This window comes from Phormidesmis sp. 146-33, from assembly GCF_052939515.1.
Genome location: NZ_JBJPHU010000093.1, coordinates 1 through 18,996, shown reverse-complemented (window position 1 = coordinate 18,996; position 18,996 = coordinate 1). Strand labels below are relative to the sequence as shown.

The 18,996-nt window shown below is 46.5% G+C and carries 16 protein-coding genes and 1 pseudogene; 10 read left to right on the top strand and 7 right to left on the bottom strand.

The window, feature by feature from the left end; translation table 11 throughout:
* Positions 1-8: 8 nt before the first annotated feature.
* Both ACJ2PR_RS26725 and ACJ2PR_RS26720 read right to left on the bottom strand, forming a co-directional pair.
* Positions 9-2,417 carry a BsuBI/PstI family type II restriction endonuclease gene (locus ACJ2PR_RS26725; protein ID WP_446879242.1) on the bottom strand — a complete coding sequence of 803 codons (2,409 nt, stop codon included), beginning with the start codon at positions 2,415-2,417 and terminating at the stop codon, positions 9-11.
* Between the two features lie 153 nt (positions 2,418-2,570).
* Positions 2,571-3,872, bottom strand: a complete 1,302-nt coding sequence (locus tag ACJ2PR_RS26720) for an AAA-like domain-containing protein (RefSeq protein ID WP_446879241.1) — start codon at positions 3,870-3,872, stop codon at positions 2,571-2,573.
* 477 nt (positions 3,873-4,349) lie between these two features.
* Here ACJ2PR_RS26720 and ACJ2PR_RS26715 point away from each other — a divergent pair, with 477 nt between their 5' ends.
* Together ACJ2PR_RS26715 and blaOXA are read left to right on the top strand one after the other, a co-directional pair.
* Positions 4,350-5,969, top strand: a complete 1,620-nt coding sequence (locus tag ACJ2PR_RS26715) for an Hsp70 family protein (RefSeq protein WP_446879240.1) — start codon at positions 4,350-4,352, stop codon at positions 5,967-5,969.
* 451 nt (positions 5,970-6,420) lie between these two features.
* Positions 6,421-7,215 carry a class D beta-lactamase gene (gene blaOXA / locus ACJ2PR_RS26710; protein WP_446879239.1) on the top strand — a complete coding sequence of 265 codons (795 nt, stop codon included), beginning with the start codon at positions 6,421-6,423 and terminating at the stop codon, positions 7,213-7,215.
* Between the two features lie 83 nt (positions 7,216-7,298).
* Here blaOXA and ACJ2PR_RS26705 read toward each other — a convergent pair whose 3' ends face one another.
* On the bottom strand, positions 7,299-8,177 hold the full coding sequence (locus ACJ2PR_RS26705; RefSeq protein WP_446879238.1) for a LysR family transcriptional regulator: 879 nt from the start codon (positions 8,175-8,177) through the stop codon (positions 7,299-7,301).
* Positions 8,178-8,328: 151 nt separating this feature from the next.
* On the opposite strand from ACJ2PR_RS26705, the gene ACJ2PR_RS26700 reads away from it, so the two are divergent.
* The 5 genes from ACJ2PR_RS26700 to ACJ2PR_RS26680 all read left to right on the top strand — a co-directional run bounded on the left by ACJ2PR_RS26700 (position 8,329) and on the right by ACJ2PR_RS26680 (position 11,920).
* Positions 8,329-9,456 carry an aldo/keto reductase gene (locus tag ACJ2PR_RS26700; RefSeq protein ID WP_446879237.1) on the top strand — a complete coding sequence of 376 codons (1,128 nt, stop codon included), beginning with the start codon at positions 8,329-8,331 and terminating at the stop codon, positions 9,454-9,456.
* Positions 9,457-9,704: 248 nt separating this feature from the next.
* Complete coding sequence (locus tag ACJ2PR_RS26695) at positions 9,705-9,875, top strand: hypothetical protein (RefSeq protein ID WP_446879236.1); 171 nt, start codon at positions 9,705-9,707, stop codon at positions 9,873-9,875.
* Between the two features lie 210 nt (positions 9,876-10,085).
* Complete coding sequence (locus ACJ2PR_RS26690; protein WP_446879235.1) at positions 10,086-10,739, top strand: MotA/TolQ/ExbB proton channel family protein; 654 nt, start codon at positions 10,086-10,088, stop codon at positions 10,737-10,739.
* Between the two features lie 20 nt (positions 10,740-10,759).
* Positions 10,760-11,161, top strand: coding sequence for an ExbD/TolR family protein (locus ACJ2PR_RS26685; RefSeq protein WP_446857766.1), 402 nt, complete (start codon positions 10,760-10,762; stop codon positions 11,159-11,161).
* Positions 11,162-11,254: 93 nt separating this feature from the next.
* Complete coding sequence (locus tag ACJ2PR_RS26680) at positions 11,255-11,920, top strand: hypothetical protein (RefSeq protein ID WP_446870189.1); 666 nt, start codon at positions 11,255-11,257, stop codon at positions 11,918-11,920.
* 24 nt (positions 11,921-11,944) lie between these two features.
* On the opposite strand, the gene ACJ2PR_RS26675 is transcribed toward ACJ2PR_RS26680, so the two are convergent.
* On the bottom strand, positions 11,945-12,760 hold the full coding sequence (locus ACJ2PR_RS26675) for an ABC transporter permease (RefSeq protein WP_446879234.1): 816 nt from the start codon (positions 12,758-12,760) through the stop codon (positions 11,945-11,947).
* Positions 12,757-13,440, bottom strand: coding sequence for an ABC transporter ATP-binding protein (locus ACJ2PR_RS26670; protein ID WP_446879233.1), 684 nt, complete (start codon positions 13,438-13,440; stop codon positions 12,757-12,759). Before ACJ2PR_RS26670 ends, ACJ2PR_RS26675 begins: the two co-directional genes overlap by 4 nt.
* A gap of 127 nt (positions 13,441-13,567) precedes the next feature.
* On the opposite strand from ACJ2PR_RS26670, the gene ACJ2PR_RS26665 reads away from it, so the two are divergent.
* Positions 13,568-14,599 carry a helix-turn-helix transcriptional regulator gene (locus tag ACJ2PR_RS26665; protein WP_446879232.1) on the top strand — a complete coding sequence of 344 codons (1,032 nt, stop codon included), beginning with the start codon at positions 13,568-13,570 and terminating at the stop codon, positions 14,597-14,599.
* Positions 14,600-14,825: 226 nt separating this feature from the next.
* On the opposite strand, the gene ACJ2PR_RS26660 is transcribed toward ACJ2PR_RS26665, so the two are convergent.
* Together ACJ2PR_RS26660 and ACJ2PR_RS26655 are read right to left on the bottom strand one after the other, a co-directional pair.
* On the bottom strand, positions 14,826-15,188 hold the full coding sequence (locus ACJ2PR_RS26660) for an endonuclease domain-containing protein (RefSeq protein ID WP_446879231.1): 363 nt from the start codon (positions 15,186-15,188) through the stop codon (positions 14,826-14,828).
* A 358-nt stretch (positions 15,189-15,546) separates the two neighbouring features.
* Positions 15,547-15,798 (bottom strand): hypothetical protein, encoded by a 252-nt coding sequence (locus ACJ2PR_RS26655; RefSeq protein WP_446879230.1) that lies wholly within the window; start codon positions 15,796-15,798, stop codon positions 15,547-15,549.
* 176 nt (positions 15,799-15,974) lie between these two features.
* Here ACJ2PR_RS26655 and ACJ2PR_RS26650 point away from each other — a divergent pair, with 176 nt between their 5' ends.
* Positions 15,975-18,518 carry a TonB-dependent siderophore receptor gene (locus ACJ2PR_RS26650; protein ID WP_446879229.1) on the top strand — a complete coding sequence of 848 codons (2,544 nt, stop codon included), beginning with the start codon at positions 15,975-15,977 and terminating at the stop codon, positions 18,516-18,518.
* A gap of 97 nt (positions 18,519-18,615) precedes the next feature.
* Positions 18,616-18,996, top strand: a pseudogene (locus ACJ2PR_RS26645) (hypothetical protein); the annotation flags it as partial.

Genomic DNA, 18,996 nt, shown 5'->3' with positions numbered 1-18,996 from the left:
ACAACCGATTAAGAACGATCCCCTGGTTCTTCATAAGGGCCGAGAAATCTCTCTCCGTTAAAATGAATCATATGATCTGGTTGGTCAGCCACCCAAACTTCTGTTTCCCAAGAAATCTCAGCAAGATATCGAGTCATTTCCTTACGGCTGGGGAAAGCCGTCACAAAAACTAGTCCCTCACGACTTGACTGAAAAAGCCGCTTCAACTCATTACGGCGCTTTAAGTTAACTGGGCCGTGGCTGATGACCGCTTCTACCAATACAAGCCAGCCTTGCTCTTCATAATGCACGACCAGATCTGGCATCTTACCGTGAGGGTCTAGTTCAACCCCAATTTCTCGAAGCCGCTGAGTTTCATTAACAATGAACTTATTTCCAGCATCACCAACATACAACACAATGCCTCCAGGCGTAAATCTGGGACAAAATTTCTCTAAAATATCTTTTATCAAAAGGCTCTGCCCACCGGATGAAAGCTGAATTGCCTGACCATTGGGCAAATTGACAGGAATCAGCGGTATGTTTCGCGCTCTGTCCTGCAATACGTTTTTGACTAATGCTGCATAACTCTGACGAGCCTCTTCCCATTGTTCAGAGCCATAAGATCGAAGCAGAGCGCACGTTTGTTGATGAAGCTGATAACACCACTTGGGGCTGTTGATGGGACGATCGGGGCGATCAGGATTCTCAATCACTAACCCCATCTGGACAAATTGGTGCATTGTTTGTCGTCGTACTGTTTCTCGTGTATTGGGCGCGTATTGTTTGCCATAGTACTCACGAAACCAATCCATCATTTCAGTAATTCGGCGTTTTGGGTCTGTTGCTTGATGCCAGGAAGTTGTGGGGCGCACATCTGCCAGTGCTAATAAGCAAAGTGCTGAACGTTCATTCTGCTGCTCTCTAGGGGCAGAAATATCTTTGAGAATCGCAAGTGCTTCCTCAATACGTTTACTAGCCTGAATTGCATTAGTTGCTTCGCTCATAATAGACAGAGTTGTATGAACAAGCTGATCGAGCTTCTCTTGATTGGATTCGGACATAGAATCATTGACTTGGCTCCCCAAAAACATCAAATCATTCTTACAAGGGTATTTGATTCTACGTAGATCTGTTGCATTAATTTGTGTATGACCACTAAATTGACGGAAGTAGTGATCAAATAGTGTTGAATTAAGAAATGCCGCTAACCCTCGTGCAAGGTCAGGATTCATCCCTTCTCCTTTGGCATGGAAGTAGTTGAGGTGGTTCTCTATTCCTAGGAGTGGTTGATTCATCGGAGAACAGACAGCCGCTACGACGCGACGCTTCTCTTCTTTAGCCGAAAACCGCTTCGTCAAAACATACCACCCTCTCTGGATCAGCCATTTCTGCGTTTCCAAATTTTGTTCAATTGCGATCGCCTTGCGAGGATTTTTGGGTGGAAACAAAATTTTCTTTGCTTTTATAGATTCTGGGTAAATCAACGGAACACTCGTCTCGTTCAAATAACTCCTCAAAGCTGACTTTAAGCGAAAATCTACAACTGGGCCCGTTGACACATCTAAACCCAACTCATCTAAAGTACAGGGCAATTGATCCATCTGTACTCTCAATGCGTCTTCAAGGGAGTTTGTAATAATATGAATAAATTGCTCAGGGTCATCTATTTCAATCACTGCGCTATTAGGAACAAGCCTTGTTTCTGAGAACTCATCTAATCTATCTCCAGAGTGAGTTGTGACTTCTATAAGATTAGGCTTAAGGTTTGTTTTAGCTGCGTAAAAGATAATATTTTCTTGTAGCACATCATCGTCTACAAAAGCGGCCGACCGACTCTTAAATACATGAATTTTTCTAAGCCCCATCTCTTTTAGAAGCGCTCTACGAAAAGGACGAAAATACGTGCCGTTACAAAAGCTTCTTGGCGTGATCGCGACCATCTCTCCACCATTAGCAAGTTGTACCATAGCAAGCCAGACAAATGCACTATAAAGATTGACTGTCTCGACTCCAAGACTTGAGAGAATTTTCTTGTCTATCGATCGACGATTAATCTTTTTATAGGGAGGATTTAGAATTGCATGAGTAAACTGAGTAGTAGACTCAGGAAATAGAGGTAAGTTTACTTCAACCGCAGCTTCTATAAAGCTCTTTTCATATAAGCAATAATTTGCTTTAATCCCTCTGTTTTCTAAAGCATTGCAGCATTCTGTCAGACATTGATTCAAGGATGGCAAAAAACTTGGCTCAACTTCATATGCTGTGATGCGGCAGCTTTTAATTTGATCAGAACTCACCAATAAGCGCTCTACAAAAGCGGTCGTTAACGAGCCAACTCCTGCCCCCGGATCTAGCAAATTTATATGACCCGCCAGCCTGCTAAATTGTCCTGCCATAAAACGAGCAATTGGAGCAGGAGTCAAAAACTGACCCAATTCACTGCGCTGTTTAACGGTCAGCCTTGAGGAAAAATGAATTCTGGTAATATCCGTGGAGTCTGTAAGAAAAGTGGTCATCTCAATTCAGTGCAGGTTATGAAGGCATACCACAGAAAGACATCTTAGTGTACCTAATTTCCAATTCATCCCTTAGAACTGATCCAAACGATCGCGGAAATATCGCTGATATAAATCACAGCTAGCCATTGCTTGATTGCCCGACAAATTAACTAATCCCATACTCTCTAATTTGTAGGCCGCGATCGCGTCAATTTCTACCGGATCGGTTGAGAGAATAACCGACCGAAAAGCGGCGGCTAACATAGGACGGCTTTGTAGAATGGCTAGATATCCCCGTAAATGATCGCTATAAATTCCAGTTTGAGTAGAGGCATCTTCTAACAACGCTTCAATACTAAACTCACCCAGACTCATGCAATAAAATGCCAAATGCAATAGATAAGGATGCCCGTTGACCATCAGCCATAACCGAGTCAGACTCTGCATTTTAGGCTGATCAAACCCATATAGAAGTGCAAACTCTTGAGCTTGGGCAAGACTAAACTTTTGTAACCGAAGCGGCAATCCGACATTAAATGGAGACTGATGAAAACTCAGCGGAATGTAGACTTCTGTAGAATAAACGACCAGCAATCGCAGTCTGGCCCAACTCGCCAAATTTTTTGCTTCTTCATGCCAAACCCGCAGTAAAGGGAGAAAATCTTGAGCGATCGCCGGATACTCAAACAGTCGTTGCACATCATCCATCGCAATCACGAGTGGGCTGGTCACCTGGGTCAAAATATATCCCTGCAAATAAGTTGCACAACTGACTTTACTGCCCAGATCAGTCACCCAATAATCATCTAATCTCGGCTCTAGCTGAAGTTGTTGAGTAATGTTGGTACAAAACCAGCGCAGCAAGCGATCGAGATCCGCCAAAATTTCGCTATCTGCCTGCTGAAAGTTTAACCGCACCACTGCATAGTTCTGGTCGATCGCTTGAGACAAAATTCGATTCATCAGAGACGTTTTGCCCCATTTTTCGGGGGCCCGAATCCGAATCAAGGCACCCGGTTTGAGAATTTCTGCATAAGCCTGCTCTTCCATCGGGGGTCGCGCAATGTAAAACGGAGCATCTAAGCGCAAAGGACTGCCCGGAAAATCATCGGTGTAGAGCGGCTCAGACTGACTGACTTGACCCGAAACATGCTGACGTAGAACCGATCGCAGATTATTTTTGCTAGTGCGCTCCCCCAGCACTTCGGACAAGGACTGCCACAGCCGCGACCCAATCACCCGCACATAGTCAGCATCGTAGCCAGCGGCTTCTGCAATTTGTTGATAAGTCAGCCCTTCCCAGCATTGCCGAAACACAAGTTCTTGAATCGTACTCAAGCGATTGGGAGCCAATAATTTATCCAAAAGAGCCAAGGCTTCTTCAACAGTCATATAGCCATCGTCACATCAGGGATTTTTAGACACGAAGCGATCGAACCAACAATGCTGATAAATTGAATGCAGATAAGCTCCATTTTTACGGTAACCGTCGAAAATTAGCAGTCAAGGTTGACACTAATTCTCTTAAAAAAGGCCACTTCTACAGAAGACTTTAGAGGACTTTGTTCTACTTTGCACGATGAATGCACCGAAAATGCACTGAGAAACTACGGAGCGATTGTAGCGTTGATTGGTTGCTTAAATTCTTCACCACAAATGAACTTTGAGCCGGAAAGCTTGTCAAGAAGTTGCTAAAAATATCAGCAGACGCACCGATTGGCAGGTCAAAAAACAGGAGCAAACTAACCCGAACTCAGCAAAAAAGCGACACGATCGAGAAGACATTTCTATAGGAGAATTCAGGATGCTTCGCTCTTTTGGTACGATCTTGAAACAAAAATTTAGTCCCCTTAGCGCATCTCACTACCGATGACCTATGCCATTGACTTTGGAACGAGTAACACCGTCATCACTCGCTGGAATCGTGCCACCCAGCAGCCAGAAACCCTCTCTTTGTCCGGCGTTTCGCTGCGGATGGGGCAGAGTCCTCCGTTGATTCCGAGCCTGGTTTATGTCGAAAATGCGGCGGAGGGCAAGGTTTTGGTGGGGCAACAGGTGCGCGATCGGGCCCTCGATCTCTCCAGTGATTCGCGATTTTTTCGCAATTTCAAACGAGGCATTGGCTCCAATATTCAAGGATTTTTACCCGAATTGGATGGTCAGACGGTGAGCTTTGAGCAGGTGGGCGAGTGGTTTTTGACGCAGGTTATTCGTCAATTAAAAATTACTGATCCGGAGGTGTCTGAATCGCTGGTTTTCACCGTTCCGGTAGACAGTTTTGAAGCGTATCGTCTCTGGTTGGGGCGCGTTTGTCAGTCGCTAGAAATCGACCAGGTGAGAATGCTGGATGAGCCGACGGCCGCAGCTTTGGGATATGGATTGAGCGACCCCTTGCGGGTAACTGGAACAGATCGCCAAACGCTGCTCGTCATCGATTTTGGCGGCGGAACGCTGGATCTTTCACTCGTACAGCTAGACCCCCAGACGCAAGCAAAACCATTGGGATTTATTCTCAAGTGGGGACAAAAATCATTTGCAGAGCGATCGGGACAACGGCCCAAAGTGGCGAGAGTGTTAGCCAAAGCAGGACAAAATTTAGGCGGCTCAGACATCGATCACTGGCTCGTCGATCACTTCACCCAGACTCAAGGATTAGCCGCGACCCCTCTCACGACTCGTCTAGCCGAACGCCTCAAAATTCAACTCTCGCTACAAACGCAAGCTCAAGAAGTATACTTTAACGACGAAACCTTTGAGAGCTATGACCTATCGCTGAGTCGATCGCAGTTTGAGCAAATTCTCACTGACCATCAGTTTTTTGACAAGCTCGACGACGCAATGAATCAGGTGCTTCAGCAGGCAAAACGGCAGGGGTTAAGTGTGAACGACATTGACGCGGTGCTGTTGGTGGGCGGAACGGTGCAAATTCCCTCAGTTCAAAGCTGGGTGCGTCAGTATTTTGAGGTGGCAAAAATTCGCTGTGAAAAACCCTTTGAAGCGATCGCTCAGGGTGCCCTTCAACTCAGCCAGGGAATTCAAATCAAAGACTTTCTCTACCACGGGTATGGCGTTCGCTATTGGGATCGGCGCAACAACTGTCACAACTGGCATCCTCTGATCAAAGCGGGACAGCCCTACCCAATGGAAAGCCCTGTCGAACTGGTGTTGGGAGCCTCTCTAGAGCGACAGCCCAGCATCGAGCTAGTCGTTGGAGAATTGGGGACAGAAACAACGCAGACAGAAGTTTATTTTGATGGCGATCGCTTAGTCACGCGCAGTCTAGCCAGCAGTCAAAACCAGGTACAGCCGCTCAACGATCGAGACGGATCTCGCAGCATCGCTGAATTAGAACCTTTGGGAATGCCGGGGAGCGATCGCATCAAAGTCCAGTTTCAAGTAGACGATCAGCGCTTTCTTCGCATGACAGTCGAAGACTTACTGACCTCTCGCACCCTGGTCGAAGATCAGCCCGTTGTGCAATTAAGCTAATCCAGCCAGAAGTTTGTAGTTTCTTTTGATTTTTGGAATCCTGAATTCGTAAGTTACCCTGAACACTCGTCAAGCAGCTACCAGCTTTAGTGACTATGGCATACTTATTTTTCTGGCATTGGGGAAGATAGCCAATTGCATTTCAAGCTCCGGAATCCAAGCGGTATACCAAATTGATCTTTGAGTGCTATAGATCTGGGAGAGCAACCTAAATCCTCCACTTGTAGGCGACTTTAAGCCAAAGCAGTCTCGGATTCTCAAAGTCCCTCAGACTGAGGGATTTAGGGGGCGAAGGATCTGTAGCATTAACAAATTGATTGGGTATTAGTCAGTGTATTTCAAGCCTGTAAGAAAAGCCACTAGCTTGTGGAGGACTATGAACAGAGTCGTTCGTTTTACCAGTATCACGCTTGTTTCGTTAAGCTGCATTGTTTTTGCTCTATTTCAAACCATGCAACCCGCACTCACTCTGCCAAAAACAAAGATTGAGACTTTACCTGTCGTCAGCGTTGCTCAAACTGTTGATTTTGGGCGACACTTCCAAGAATTGGGGGTTGAGGGTTCAATCATGATCTACGACTCGAAAAGCGATCGTGTCTTTCAACATAATCCACAACGCAATACAACCGCTTTTTTACCTGCGTCAACCTTTAAGATTCTCAACTCGTTAATTGCGCTAGAAACCGGAGTGATTTCGGATGAGCTTGCTATTTTAACGTGGGATGGAGTGTCAAGAAAGATTCCGGCATGGAACCGGGACTTGAATATGAGAGAGGCAATCAAGCTTTCGGCTATCTGGTTTTACCAAGTTTTGGCCCGCCGAGTTGGGCACGATCGAATGCAACAATGGGTGAGCAAAGTCGGCTACGGCAACCAAAAGATTGGTAGTAGCGACGACATTGATAAGTTCTGGCTACAGGGAAAACTGCAAATTACACCTCAAGAGCAAATTCAGTTTCTCCGTCGCCTGTACAAGAATGATCTGCCATTCTCTAAGCGATTGCTGTCGATTGTCAAAGACATCATGATCATGGAGAAAACACCAGACTATACCATTACGGGGAAGACAGGATGGGTCGGTGTTGCAGATGATGTGATGCCAAAAATCGGATGGTATGTGGGTTACTTAGAGAAAGGAGAGAATGTTTACTTTTTCGCTACTAACATTAGTATTCAAAATGAAAAAGATCCAGCCGCTCGACTAGAGTTAACCCGTCGCTGCTTTAAAGATCTAGCAGTGTTGTGATTAAATTTTCTACAACATTGCACCACTATTTTGCGGCACGATGACTATGAGAGGAGCAATGCCCATTATTGAACTCAGCTTTCCTACTGGATTGTTTTGAGCGCTTTAAGAAATTCATGTACGACAGGCGAAGGCTCATTGTGTCGCCAGGCTATCGCTAGTTTTAGCGTCAGAAAATCTCCGATTAAAGGACGATAAACAACACCTTTTGCACTTAGATTTTGCATATCAGAAAGCACAAATGTGATGCCAACTCCCGCCGCTGCTAACCCTAGGCGAGTTTGAGCAAGTTCTGCTTCGTGCACAATGTTTGGCACAAATCCAGCTTGCTCACAGTGTTTGATGAAGGCTGCATACAAAACAGGTGCCAGCGATCGTGGGTAAAAAATTAATGGTTCGGTTGCCAATGACTGAAGCGCGATCTGTTTTTGTCGAGCTAATCGATGGAAAGGGGGTAATGCTGCAACGTAGGTTTCTTCAAACAATGGATGGATGGAGAGAGACGGTTCACGAATGGGAAGATACACAAACCCGACATCAATTCGGTGAGTGCGTAATGCTTCAACGTGGGCTTCTGTTCCGCCACTGGTGAGGATTAATTTAACCTGAGAATAATTGTTTCGATAGTGTCTAACAATCTTGGGTGCGAGACTAAACAAGGTTGCCTCCGTCAACCCGATTCTCACTTGCCCAACTTGTCCTTCTGCGACTTGTTTGGTGATCTGAATGCCTTCCTCTACCTCACGGAGGACTTTGTGTGCAGTTTCAAGAAACTTTTGTCCGGCGATCGTTAATCGCACCCAATGTTTTGTCCGCTCAAGCAGTCGAATCTCTAAGCTATCTTCTAGCGCTTGAATTTGTTTGCTGAGTGCGGGCTGGCTCAGATGTAGCGACTCAGCCGCTCGACCAAAGTGTAGTTCTTCAGCCACCGTAATGAAGTATTTAAGTTGGCGGAGTTCCATAGGAGTGACTTGGTAATAACCTACAGCTATTACGCCATAGAAAATCAGAAATAACAACTCTCAAATTTGCTCTTAGTATGAACTTGAGCCGCTAAAGATTCTTATCAATCTGCAACGGCTAATAAAAAAGTCAACAGTAGAAGGTGTTGGGATGAACCCTGATCATTCTTATCAAACCACAGAGCAATTGCTGTCTCGTCGCACGACCCTTCGATGGATGGGATTGAGTGCAGCGAGCGCGGCCATTCCCCTTGCGCTCAACGGATGTGAATCTGGATCAGCACAGGGGCAAGCATCACCCCTCACACCAACCCGATCGTCAGAACTAATCACCAAAGAAATTCCACGTACCAAAGAAAGAGTGCCTGCGATCGGGCTAGGAACCTTCCTCACATTTGATGTATTGGCAAATCAGCCACGAGACAATATTCGAGAAGTAATGCGCCGCTTTTGGGAGGGTGGAGGGCGCGTGATTGATGTTTCGCCGCTCTATGGAATGTCAGAGGTGAATGTCGGTGAGTTTGCCAAAGCGCTGGGCATAACTAACAATCTATTTATTACCAACAAAGTCTGGGCAACGGGTGAGTATCTGGGAGATAGAAGTCAAGCACAGCGACAATTTGAGCAGTCTTTGAAGCGGTTATCTCGCGGTTCCTTTGGAGTTGTGCAGAGCGCTAATCAAATCGATGTCATGCAGGTTCATAGTCTGGTCAACGTGGAGGTGATGCTTCCTCTACTACGAGCCTGGAAGCAGGAAGGCAAAATTCGCCATTTGGGTGTGACCCATCATGATCCGCTGTATTTCCCGGCGATCGAATCATGGATTAACAAGGGCAATCTGGATTTTGTTCAAGTGCGGTACTCAATTTTTCAACGGGGAGTCGAAGAAAGAATTCTCCCAGCAGCAGCAGAGCAAGGAGTTGCTGTCTTAGCAAATATGCCCTTTGAAAAGGCGCGACTCTTTGAACTGGTGAAAGGGCAACCCTTGCCGAATTTTGCTCGTGACATAGGCTGCGAGAACTGGGCACAGTTTTTCCTCAAGTATGTGATTTCTCACCCTGCTGTTACAGCAGCGATTCCAGCAACGACGAATCCTGATCATGTGGCTCAGAATATGGGAGCACTCAGAGGGTCGCTACCAGATCAAGCAATGCGTGCCCAAATGGTGAAGCACATGGAAAGCATTCCTGGTTTTGACAACTTGACTCAAACTTCCTGGTATCCCAGCAAACAGTTTAGCGGTCTAGTACGCCTGCCAAATCCACGCCCAATTGGTTAAGGCGATCATGAAGCAGATTATTCTGAGTAGCTTTAGTGCCTTTTGTCGATCGTCTTCTCGCAGTCTGCCGCCGTTGCAGAAGTTGCTCCAGACAACCAGAGTAACCTAACTCTTGTAACGTTGGTCACATTAGCTTATCCTCAATGGTTCGGACAGTTTTTAGGTAACTCAGGTCAGCAGATAGACAAGAAAGCTATCGATCCACTAGGGTGCTAATCAGAAAAAACAAGCACCAAACCGATAGCCGTATGCAAATTGTACAAAGTCTGCTGGAATGGCAAGGGTTAAGCGACGGGCACTCAACGACCATTGACTTGAGCGATTTATTTCAAAGTTGGCGCTGTCCCGGACTGCGATTAAATCCCAGCCCAACTACGAGATCGCTGCTTAATTCTGTCCGAAGTGTTGATCAAGAGTAATGTCACTAATTCACATCGTCAATCTGAGGAACTCCATTCAGTACGAGGCTTTAGAACAGATCAGTAATTTTTACATTGATAAATTTTGAGAAAATACTTGACAGTAATTTGCATTAGTTTTACGCTGCATGAATCTGTCTTTTTGTTGCCTTAACGCAAGAAGCTGTCAATTTGTTTTCAAGGGTACAGAACCAAGCTGGAGTAGCTGTAATGAATAGCGCGATCGAGATTCTTAAAGCAGGCGGGATTGTCATGATCCCATTGCTGCTGTTTTCAATTACAGCCATTGGTCTGATTATTGAGCGATCGCGCTTTTGGAGTCGCATTATTAAGCGTCAGCCAAAAATGATGCAGCGAGTCTTGATGTTGTACCAAGAAAACAATGTGGCAGAAGCGATCGCGGTTCTGAAGAAGAATATTGACCTACCTGCGGCTCGGATTTTGCTATCGGCATTATCGCTTGATCGTCCGACTCCCGAACAGTTTCGATTAGCGATGCAAGCAGAAGCGCAAGCAGAAACACCGGGAATGAAGCGGTTTACAGACATCTTTGACATGATTGTGGGATTGTCTCCGCTCTTTGGATTGTTGGGAACAGTCACTGGATTAATCGTCTCATTTGCATCGCTCAATATCGGAAATGTCGGAGGCAGTCAGACTTCTGGCGTGACGGGCGGGATTAGTGAAGCGTTAGTTTCTACAGCTTCGGGGTTAGTCGTTGCAATTTTTAACTTATTTGCAGTCACTCTCTTTCGCAGCTTTTTCACTCGCCAGTCTGCTCTGATTCAGGAATACGCGAATCGACTTGAGCTAGTCTATAGCCATCGTTACGAAGATAGTTATCTGTCTAAGCTTCATTCTTAGTTTTTTCTTCTCACACTCCTATGCTATTTCCCGAAGAAAATGATGTACCGCCTCAGATCAACATTGTTCCGATGATTGATGTGGTGTTTGCGCTGCTCACCTTTTTCATTGTTTCGACTTTGTTCTTAACCCGTTCTGAAGGGTTACCTGTAAATCTTCCGCAGGCAGCAACCGCAAAGACTCAACAGCAAACGAGAATTGCAGTCAGTGTGCAGGCAAATGGTGAAATTGCATTAAACAAGCGACCGATGCAGCTTTCAGAATTGCAAGTGGGCGTGAGAACGCTAGTGCAAGCAAACCAGCAGGCAGTGGTTGTGATCAATGCGGATGAGAAAGTGCAGCATGGTGAGATTGTTGCCGTAATGGATGAGATTCGCAAAATCGAAGGTGTAAAAATGGCGATCGCCACGAAGAAAAAATGATTTGAGAACGAAAATCAAGCTTCATTTCTCAAATTGATGATCGCAAGTTGCCTCGCTAGAATCGAGGTGTACCCTGCCTACTGAGTCACCGTTATGTTATCTCGCCTCATCAGTCCTTGGATGCAAAACGGGGCAATGATTGCGATCGTCATCTCCAGCATCTTGAGTTCTCGTGCAATTGCCGCACCATCAACCGCAACAGAGTTTCCCCTTGTAAGATCATCGATCTTACAGCCCAACCTGCGAGTGCCGTGGTCGCAACCCGTTAGAGTGGTTGATTCATTTGACGGACAATCTCTGGCAGTGTTTGATCAAAATTATTTTTCGCGATCGTTTCGCAACCGTGATGGCGAAGTGAAGATAGTCAGCTTATGGAGGCCAAATTCTGTGCAGGTTTTACTTGCTTACCGTGGTAGAGAATGCACACTTGCTCAACGATCGTTTCCACGATATCACCGATTGTATGCTTCAAGATTTGGATATTCTCCGTTTGATGCCTTAGATGATGGCTTTCCTGATTCTGTTTGTTTCACCAATAGTGGCACTGAGAAAGTTACGGGACTAGCGGTCAAAGTGGGTGATCGCGTTTTTCAACTCGAAAACAAAAACGGTCAGTTTCCGATTTCTACGGAGCTTGCTAGCGCACTAAAAACTGCACCTGAGCAGACTGTGCAACTGAGAGCAACAGCGGATAATGGCGAAGTGATTGATAGTGCGATCGGGCAAGGAACCGTGAGAGCTTGGAGGAGCATTTACTGAGTTGAGCAAGCTCTATCTTGTCGATTAGCTACGGCTCTTGTCGTTGACAACTTGCAGCAGATCGAGTCTCAATTGATGTTGGGCGCTAAATAGGGATCGGAACCCTAGCAGTACAATTCCAATCGTGGCAAGTCCGGTTCCTGCCGCGATCGCAAAAATCAGCACAATTTGGTAACGAACAGCATCGGTTGGACTTGCTCCTGCAATAATTTGCCCAGTCATCATTCCCGGTAAGCTTACGGTTCCCATGACCATCATTTGATTGATTGTGGGGATCATTCCAGTTCGCAACGCTTCTTGAATTGTTTGCTGGGCTGCTTCCCATCGAGTCGCACCCAAAGCTAATAAAGATTCAATCTGATCGCGTCGAACCGTTAGATCTTCGGTGAAGCGATCGAGCGCGAGAGAAGCTCCAGTCAACGCATTTCCTAACACCATCCCCAACATTGGAATCACATATTGCGGGTTGTACCACGGTTCTACTCGAATGATGCCAACAACCGTCACCCCGATCATTAATGCAGAAGAGGCAAAAATTGAAACAAAGCTATTCCAGAACATTCCAGGATAGCGACGTTTAGTTCGCGCGATCGCAGATTGTCCGGCTAACACAGTCATTCCTAAAGTTACCATCAGAACTAACCAGGGAGACTGTAGCGTAAAAATCCATTTCAGAACATAGCCAATCAGTAACAGTTGAACGGTCATCCGAATTGCCGCAATTCCTAGCTGCTTCTCCAATTGAAGTTGCAGCACGATCGACAAAACAAGATTGATGACAATCAACAGTGCTGCAAGTGCAAGCTGACCATTATCGATAGGAACGTAAGAAGTCATCATAAGCGTTTGAGAATTAAGCGTTGATCGGTCATTCGCTCTAGTTGCTCTGGGTTGTGGCTAGTCCAGAAATACGATCGCGTTCGGTCTTCTTGCTGCCAAAGCCGTACAAGAGATTCAAATTGCTGCTCGGTGTGGGCATCCAATGAAGCAGTTGGCTCATCAAACAGCATTACCGTTGGAGCACAAAGTAAGGCGCGTAGGAATGCGGCAATTTGAGCTTCTCCACCTGAGAGCGCATAAACCGGACGATCGAGAAAATCTGTCGATCGTCCAAGCGCTGATAGATACTCTAGAATTCGATGCCTTTGAACCTCGTATCGATCCAGCGATCGGTGAACAGTCATTTTGTAGATCGCTTGTAGATTCTGTTCGACGGTTCCTTCGAGCAATGCAGGGCGCTGATGTAAGTAAAGAGTTTGAGTTCGATACCGGGGAATAAACCAGTCAGAAAGGTTCTTTCCTTGAAAAGCGATTGTTCCAGCTTGAATTGGATCGAGTGCGGCGATCGCTCTTAATAGCAGCGTTTTTCCGGCTCCGGCTTCGCCCGCGATCGCGCAACGCTCTCCTGGACGCAACTCAAAGTTAAGATGCTTCCAAATCCATCTACCTTGAATCTGCCGCCCTAAATTCTGGATAACTAGCAAAACAGTCTTAACCAGCACGTCAGCTTCACTATACAAAACATCGGGTTCAAAAAAGTATTAGTCATAACGCTGCCATTAGATCTCCTTCACACAGAAAATAAATCTCCGATGTATGCTCTGAGGAGCTTTAATAAGAATAGCTCTCAGTAGAAATCAGATCAGCATGACCATTTCGGTGTCAGAGCGGGATTGGGTAGAGTGGGAGGAAGCACGATATCGGTTGCTTGAGTATCCCGATCCGGCTGATCCAGACGATGTGCTGATGCCGCTACCGACTTGGATGGCGCAAGGGTACGGGCGAGAGATTGCCTTGCGGGAGGGGCTGATGGTGCGGATGGATGACTTTCGGGTGCGCGATCGCACTCAAACAATATGGGCAGAACATGAGTCTTGGTTGCACTTTCACTGTCATCTGTCAGGAGACCATCAGAATCCTGTTTCGGAAGTCGGCAACTCGGAATATGTGCTGTATGGCAGCGGGATCATGCCCGAACGGTTGGAAACTTGCTCTGGTCAGTTCCCGATTCTAGAAGTCGTGGTCGAAATGTCGCCAGAGGTGTTTATTAACTTTGCAGGTCGGGAAGGAATCGTACCGATCGAGTTTCAACCGTTGATTAGGACGGATCAGCCAGCTTATGCGCGGGATGGGGCGCTGTCTCCGATGATGCAGGGTGTGTTGTGGCAGATGATTCAATGCCCTTATCGCGGACTGATGAAGCGGGTCTATTTGGAGAGTAAGTCGCTAGAACTCGTGGCGCTGATTCTGGAGCAGGAACAGGAGGTGCAGCAAGGACGACGCACTGCTTCGCAGATACCGCAAGGGTCACTGTTTCGGATGAAGCCCGATGAGGTCGATCGCATTCATCATGCTCGAACGATTTTGTTGCGGAACTTGGAGCAACCGCCCTCGTTGCCAGACTTAGCACGGCAAGCGGGATTGAATGAGAAGGCGCTGAAGCAGGGATTTCGGCACGTGTTTGGCAAGCCTGTGTTTGGATATCTGCATGACTATCGGATGAAGCAGGCAGAGCAGTTGTTGCTGACGGGAGAGATGAAGGTGGGCGAGGTGATGACGCGGGTGGGATTTCACGATCGACGCTATTTTGCAGCGACGTTTCGGAAGAAATTTGGAACCAATCCAAGAGATTATCTCAAAGCAAGAACAAGTAGATCTCGTGCGATCGAGACTGATTGACTGAATGAAAGCCGTCTGCAACTTTCCTGAACCGCGCTCACCCAACCCTCTCCCGCAGGAGCTACCGTTCGCCCCCTAAATTCCCCATGCTGGGGGACTTTGAACATAAGTTGATTGGGTCTGTCATTGCTGCAACTTTTCGCCCCCTAATACCAAATCAATCTGTGAATGCTACAGGTTCTTTGCCCCCTAAATCCCCCATGCTGGGGGACTTTGAACAGCGGAACTAGAACGCGATCGCCTCAGTAATTTGCTGGAGAACTTGACTTAAGTTTGAGAGAACTTCTCGGTTGTGAAATCGCATCACTCGATAACCCAAGTGATTGAGGCGTTCAGTTCGAGCCGTGTCATACTCGACTTGTTGATCGTGAACGTCGCCATCCACTTCAATCACAAGTCGGTGCTGAGGACAATAGAAATCCACGATGAAGGACTCAATTGAATGCTGGCAGCGAAACTTTAAGCCGTTGAGTTGGCGTTTTCTTAAGGCTTCCCACAGCAGCTTTTCAGCCGGAGTGAGATGTTGGCGGAGATGTCGAGCCGCCGCAATACTCTTGGGAGTAGTGCCCCGAATGCGGTGAGGATCCATAGGGTTAATGGAGTGAGCTTGACACTACAGAGTTTGCCCATACCTATGCCCGATCGTCCCAACTCAAAGTCCCCCAGCATGGGGGATTTAGGCTACCGTGTACACACACGTCTTATTTGCTTCGTTTCAGTCGGCTTCTGCCCCCTAAATCCCCCAAAGTTGGGGGACTTTGAACGCTGAAACGCTCCTGTGAATCCTAGAAATTATTCTTGCTCAAAGTCCCCCAGCATGGGGGATTTAGGGGGCGAAGGATGTCAGCAACAGACAGATCAATCGACGTGTGTGTACACAGTAGGGGATCTAGGGGGCGAAGAATCTCGGCAATGATCAATCGATCGACTTGTGTGTATACAGGAGCTTAAAATGGTTGGGTGTTTAAGCGTTCAGACAAAGCTTGTTTGTAAGTTGTAGAGAGGTCTTCGTCAACTGAGACAAACCCAATCAATCCGCTCTCTTTGAATTTCTGATAGTAGCTCTTCTCCGCATCTGCTTTTGGCTCTGCGGGCTTAGGATAACGCTTTTTCAGAATTTCAATAAAATCAATCAGCAGACTTTGAGCTTCTTCTGGTAGCGATTGGATGTCTTTTTGAATTTGTTCTGGCGTGGACATAATTGAATATCCGACAGTGCTTCTCACCTCAGTGTACTGGGTAAATCGCAGAGGCAACAGTGAAAAAAGTCCGTCTAGCCTTCAGAAAAAGTTCCGCTAGTCCCCCAAGTCCCCATTGCGATCGCGTTTCTTAGTCTGGTATTTCTTGAGAGTGATTTTCAAGAAGGTGTGGCGAGATGCGGATGCGATGGGCTGCGGGGCAAGGACTACAGCGGTTGAGTTGGACGGTGAGCGTTCTGTCGGTGGTGGTGGCGGCGAGTGCTGGGGCGACGGAACCCGCAAAGGTGCTTCAGGCGCGGGATTTGCCTGCGAGTGCGAAGACGGTGCAGCAATGGACGGCACAGGTGGAAGCAGCAACCGCGCAAATTACCCAGATTCGACTGGTGCCGATCGAGGGTCGGCTTCAGGTGCAGATTGAGACCGCCGATGGCAGAACGCTGCAAGCCACCACGCGAGAAGAAGGAAATACGCTGATTGCTGAGATTGCGAATGCGGTGTTGGCATTGCCGGACGGGGGAGCATTTCGAGCAGAGAAGCCAGCGATTAGCGCTTTGCGCAACTCCGTAGGAACCGACATTACCGAGGTTACTGCTACTCAGGTGAATGCTGCAACGGTGCAGATTCGGATTGTGGGAAGTGCGATCGTTCCTGTTGCGGGGATTGTGAAGAGCGATCGGGGTTTAATCCTGAGTGTTGAACCGGACGAAGATGCAGTAGAAGAAGAGATTACGGTAACGGGCGAGGGAGCGCGAGGCTATCGAGTGCCGAATGCAAGTACAGCAACGAGGACAGATACGCCACTCCGAGATATTCCTGCTTCGATTCAAGTTGTGCCGCGACAGGTTTTAGAAGATCGCAATGTCAGAACAATTAATGAAGCAGTTGAAACCGTTAGCGGTGTTGTGAGCGATTTCACCTTTTTCGGTGCGCCAGGACTAGAGAGTAGAATCATCAGAGGATTTTCTCAAGGTGCTAATGACGGGGGAGGCGGAAACTTACGAAATGGCTTCCGCGACGGAGGATTCTATGGATTGAGAGCGAGTGAGACATTTGAGCAAGTAGAAGTTCTAAAGGGACCCGCTTCGGTTCTATTTGGCTCACTAGAACCAGGTGGAGTTATCAACGTAGTCACTAAACAACCTCTCAGCGACCCTTACTATAAAATTGCATTAGAAATCGGAAATCGGAACTTCTATCAACCTACTATTGATTTTTCAGGACCTCTAACGAGCGATAAATCTGTACTCTATCGATTGATTGCTAGTTATCAAACTTCAGACGGCGTTCAGAAATTTGTTAATACAAACCTGACTGCAATCGCGCCGACGCTCACTTGGAAGCTTGGAGATCGCACAACTCTGAATTTATATTATGAGTACCTCAGATCTGTGGGAGATAGCCCTACCCTACCCAGTGGACTTTTTGACGGCAGTGCTATTTTTCCTAGAGAGTTCTTCCCAGGTTATCCTCAATTTTCCTTTCTTGAATTCACAACTCAAAGATATGGCTACACACTGAACCATGAATTTAGTGATAATTTACAGATTCGGAACACCATTGCTGTAAACAATACTTCTGCTGTCGATCTTCGTGCTGGCGGCTCACAGCTACTAGATAATCAATTTTTAGTTGTTAGCCCAGAAGAAGGTTTTTTCAGCTATCACAATGTTTTTGGTCAGATCGATTTACTTGGGAAATTCAACACAGGCTCGATCGCGCACCAACTTCTCGTCGGTTTTGACTACTACCGTGTCAACATCCCAGCATCGGGTGCGTTTGGTGCTAGTAATATTCCGACGCTTGATATCTTAAACCCAAATTACAACAACATTCCAGAGCCTATCTATGATACAAACTTCGAGATTGTTGATAAGGTTCGATCCTATGGTTTTTACATCCAAGATCAAGTTACGTTACTAGATAACCTGAAGCTTCTGATTGGTGGTCGATTTGATTGGGTTTCGACTGTCAGCGAGGGCGATTTTAGAAATAGTGGTCAAGAAAGAAACAACAGCGCGTTTAGCCCTCGAATTGGTTTGGTGTATCAACCCAGTAAAACCATCTCACTCTACGCGAGCTATAGTCAGTCTTTTCAACCTGTTGCTACCTTTGGAGCATTTAATACTGATGGTGAAGCCTTCGAGCCAACCAAAGGAACCCAGTATGAAACGGGCATCAAAGCCGATTTTCTAGATGGAAGGCTTTCAGCAACCTTAGCTGCCTACCAAATCACCAAAACAAATGTCATCACTCCCGATCCAGTGAGTCCTAGACTCTCGATTCAAACCGGAGAACAACGCAGCCGAGGAGTCGAGTTAGATGTCACAGGTAGGATTCTCCCAGGTTGGAATGTAATTGCATCTTATGCTTACACGGATGCGAAAGTCACTGAAGATAATAGTATTCCTGTAGGAAATCGCTTGCAGGGCGTACCAGAACAGCAAGCCAGTCTTTGGACAACTTATCAGATTCAAAAAGGGGGCTTAAGCGGTTTCGGAGTTGGGTTGGGGCTATTTTATGTAGGTAATCGGCAAGGAAATTTGGCTAATTCATTTACGTTAGGCAATTACTTTCGGACTGACGCATCATTGTTCTATCGCCGCGATCGATTCAATGCAGCAGTCAACATTCGCAACCTATTCGATATAGACTACTTCAATGTTGGCTTTGAAAGGGGTGATCCTCTAACTATCACAGGTTCTATCAGCTTAGAATTTTAGCTTTTAGTTGATGAAGAATCGATCAGGAGAGACAGTTTTAGCAATGCCAAAGTCGATTCGTAGAATTTTTAGACTGCTACTTCTAATCGTCATTACGATGACATTTGCTGTTGCCTGCCGTAATTCCACTCCACTAGAGCAGAGAAGTTTCAACCTTGTACAAGAACCAAGCCTTGCACAAATGCCCACAGCTACAAAAGTAGTAGAACACGCTTTGGGTCAAGTCAAAATCCCACTGCACCCGCAGCGAGTGATTGTAATGGACGGTAATATCTTTCTCGATCCTGTGCTTGCACTAGGCATAAAGCCAGTTGGTATTGCCCCTTGCTCTGGCTGTCTAGAAGGTCATTCAGGTATTGATCCTAGCCTGACAGCCAATATTCCAAATGTTGGAGATGAGCAACCTTCGCTAGAAAAGATTCTTCAACTCAAACCCGATCTGATTCTATTGCACAAATATCAACAACGAATCTATCCA

Coding starts and splice junctions, on each gene's coding strand:
- ACJ2PR_RS26685 (WP_446857766.1), top strand. CDS start 10,760: ATGCTATTTCCCGAAGAAAATGATGTACCGCCTCAGATCAACATTGTT.
- ACJ2PR_RS26715 (WP_446879240.1), top strand. CDS start 4,350: ATGACCTATGCCATTGACTTTGGAACGAGTAACACCGTCATCACTCGC.
- ACJ2PR_RS26655 (WP_446879230.1), bottom strand. CDS start 15,798: ATGTCCACGCCAGAACAAATTCAAAAAGACATCCAATCGCTACCAGAA.
- blaOXA (WP_446879239.1), top strand. CDS start 6,421: ATGCAACCCGCACTCACTCTGCCAAAAACAAAGATTGAGACTTTACCT.
- ACJ2PR_RS26720 (WP_446879241.1), bottom strand. CDS start 3,872: ATGACTGTTGAAGAAGCCTTGGCTCTTTTGGATAAATTATTGGCTCCC.
- ACJ2PR_RS26700 (WP_446879237.1), top strand. CDS start 8,329: ATGAACCCTGATCATTCTTATCAAACCACAGAGCAATTGCTGTCTCGT.
- ACJ2PR_RS26660 (WP_446879231.1), bottom strand. CDS start 15,188: ATGGATCCTCACCGCATTCGGGGCACTACTCCCAAGAGTATTGCGGCG.
- ACJ2PR_RS26690 (WP_446879235.1), top strand. CDS start 10,086: ATGAATAGCGCGATCGAGATTCTTAAAGCAGGCGGGATTGTCATGATC.
- ACJ2PR_RS26695 (WP_446879236.1), top strand. CDS start 9,705: ATGCAAATTGTACAAAGTCTGCTGGAATGGCAAGGGTTAAGCGACGGG.
- ACJ2PR_RS26675 (WP_446879234.1), bottom strand. CDS start 12,760: ATGATGACTTCTTACGTTCCTATCGATAATGGTCAGCTTGCACTTGCA.
- ACJ2PR_RS26705 (WP_446879238.1), bottom strand. CDS start 8,177: ATGGAACTCCGCCAACTTAAATACTTCATTACGGTGGCTGAAGAACTA.
- ACJ2PR_RS26665 (WP_446879232.1), top strand. CDS start 13,568: ATGACCATTTCGGTGTCAGAGCGGGATTGGGTAGAGTGGGAGGAAGCA.
- ACJ2PR_RS26650 (WP_446879229.1), top strand. CDS start 15,975: ATGCGGATGCGATGGGCTGCGGGGCAAGGACTACAGCGGTTGAGTTGG.
- ACJ2PR_RS26680 (WP_446870189.1), top strand. CDS start 11,255: ATGTTATCTCGCCTCATCAGTCCTTGGATGCAAAACGGGGCAATGATT.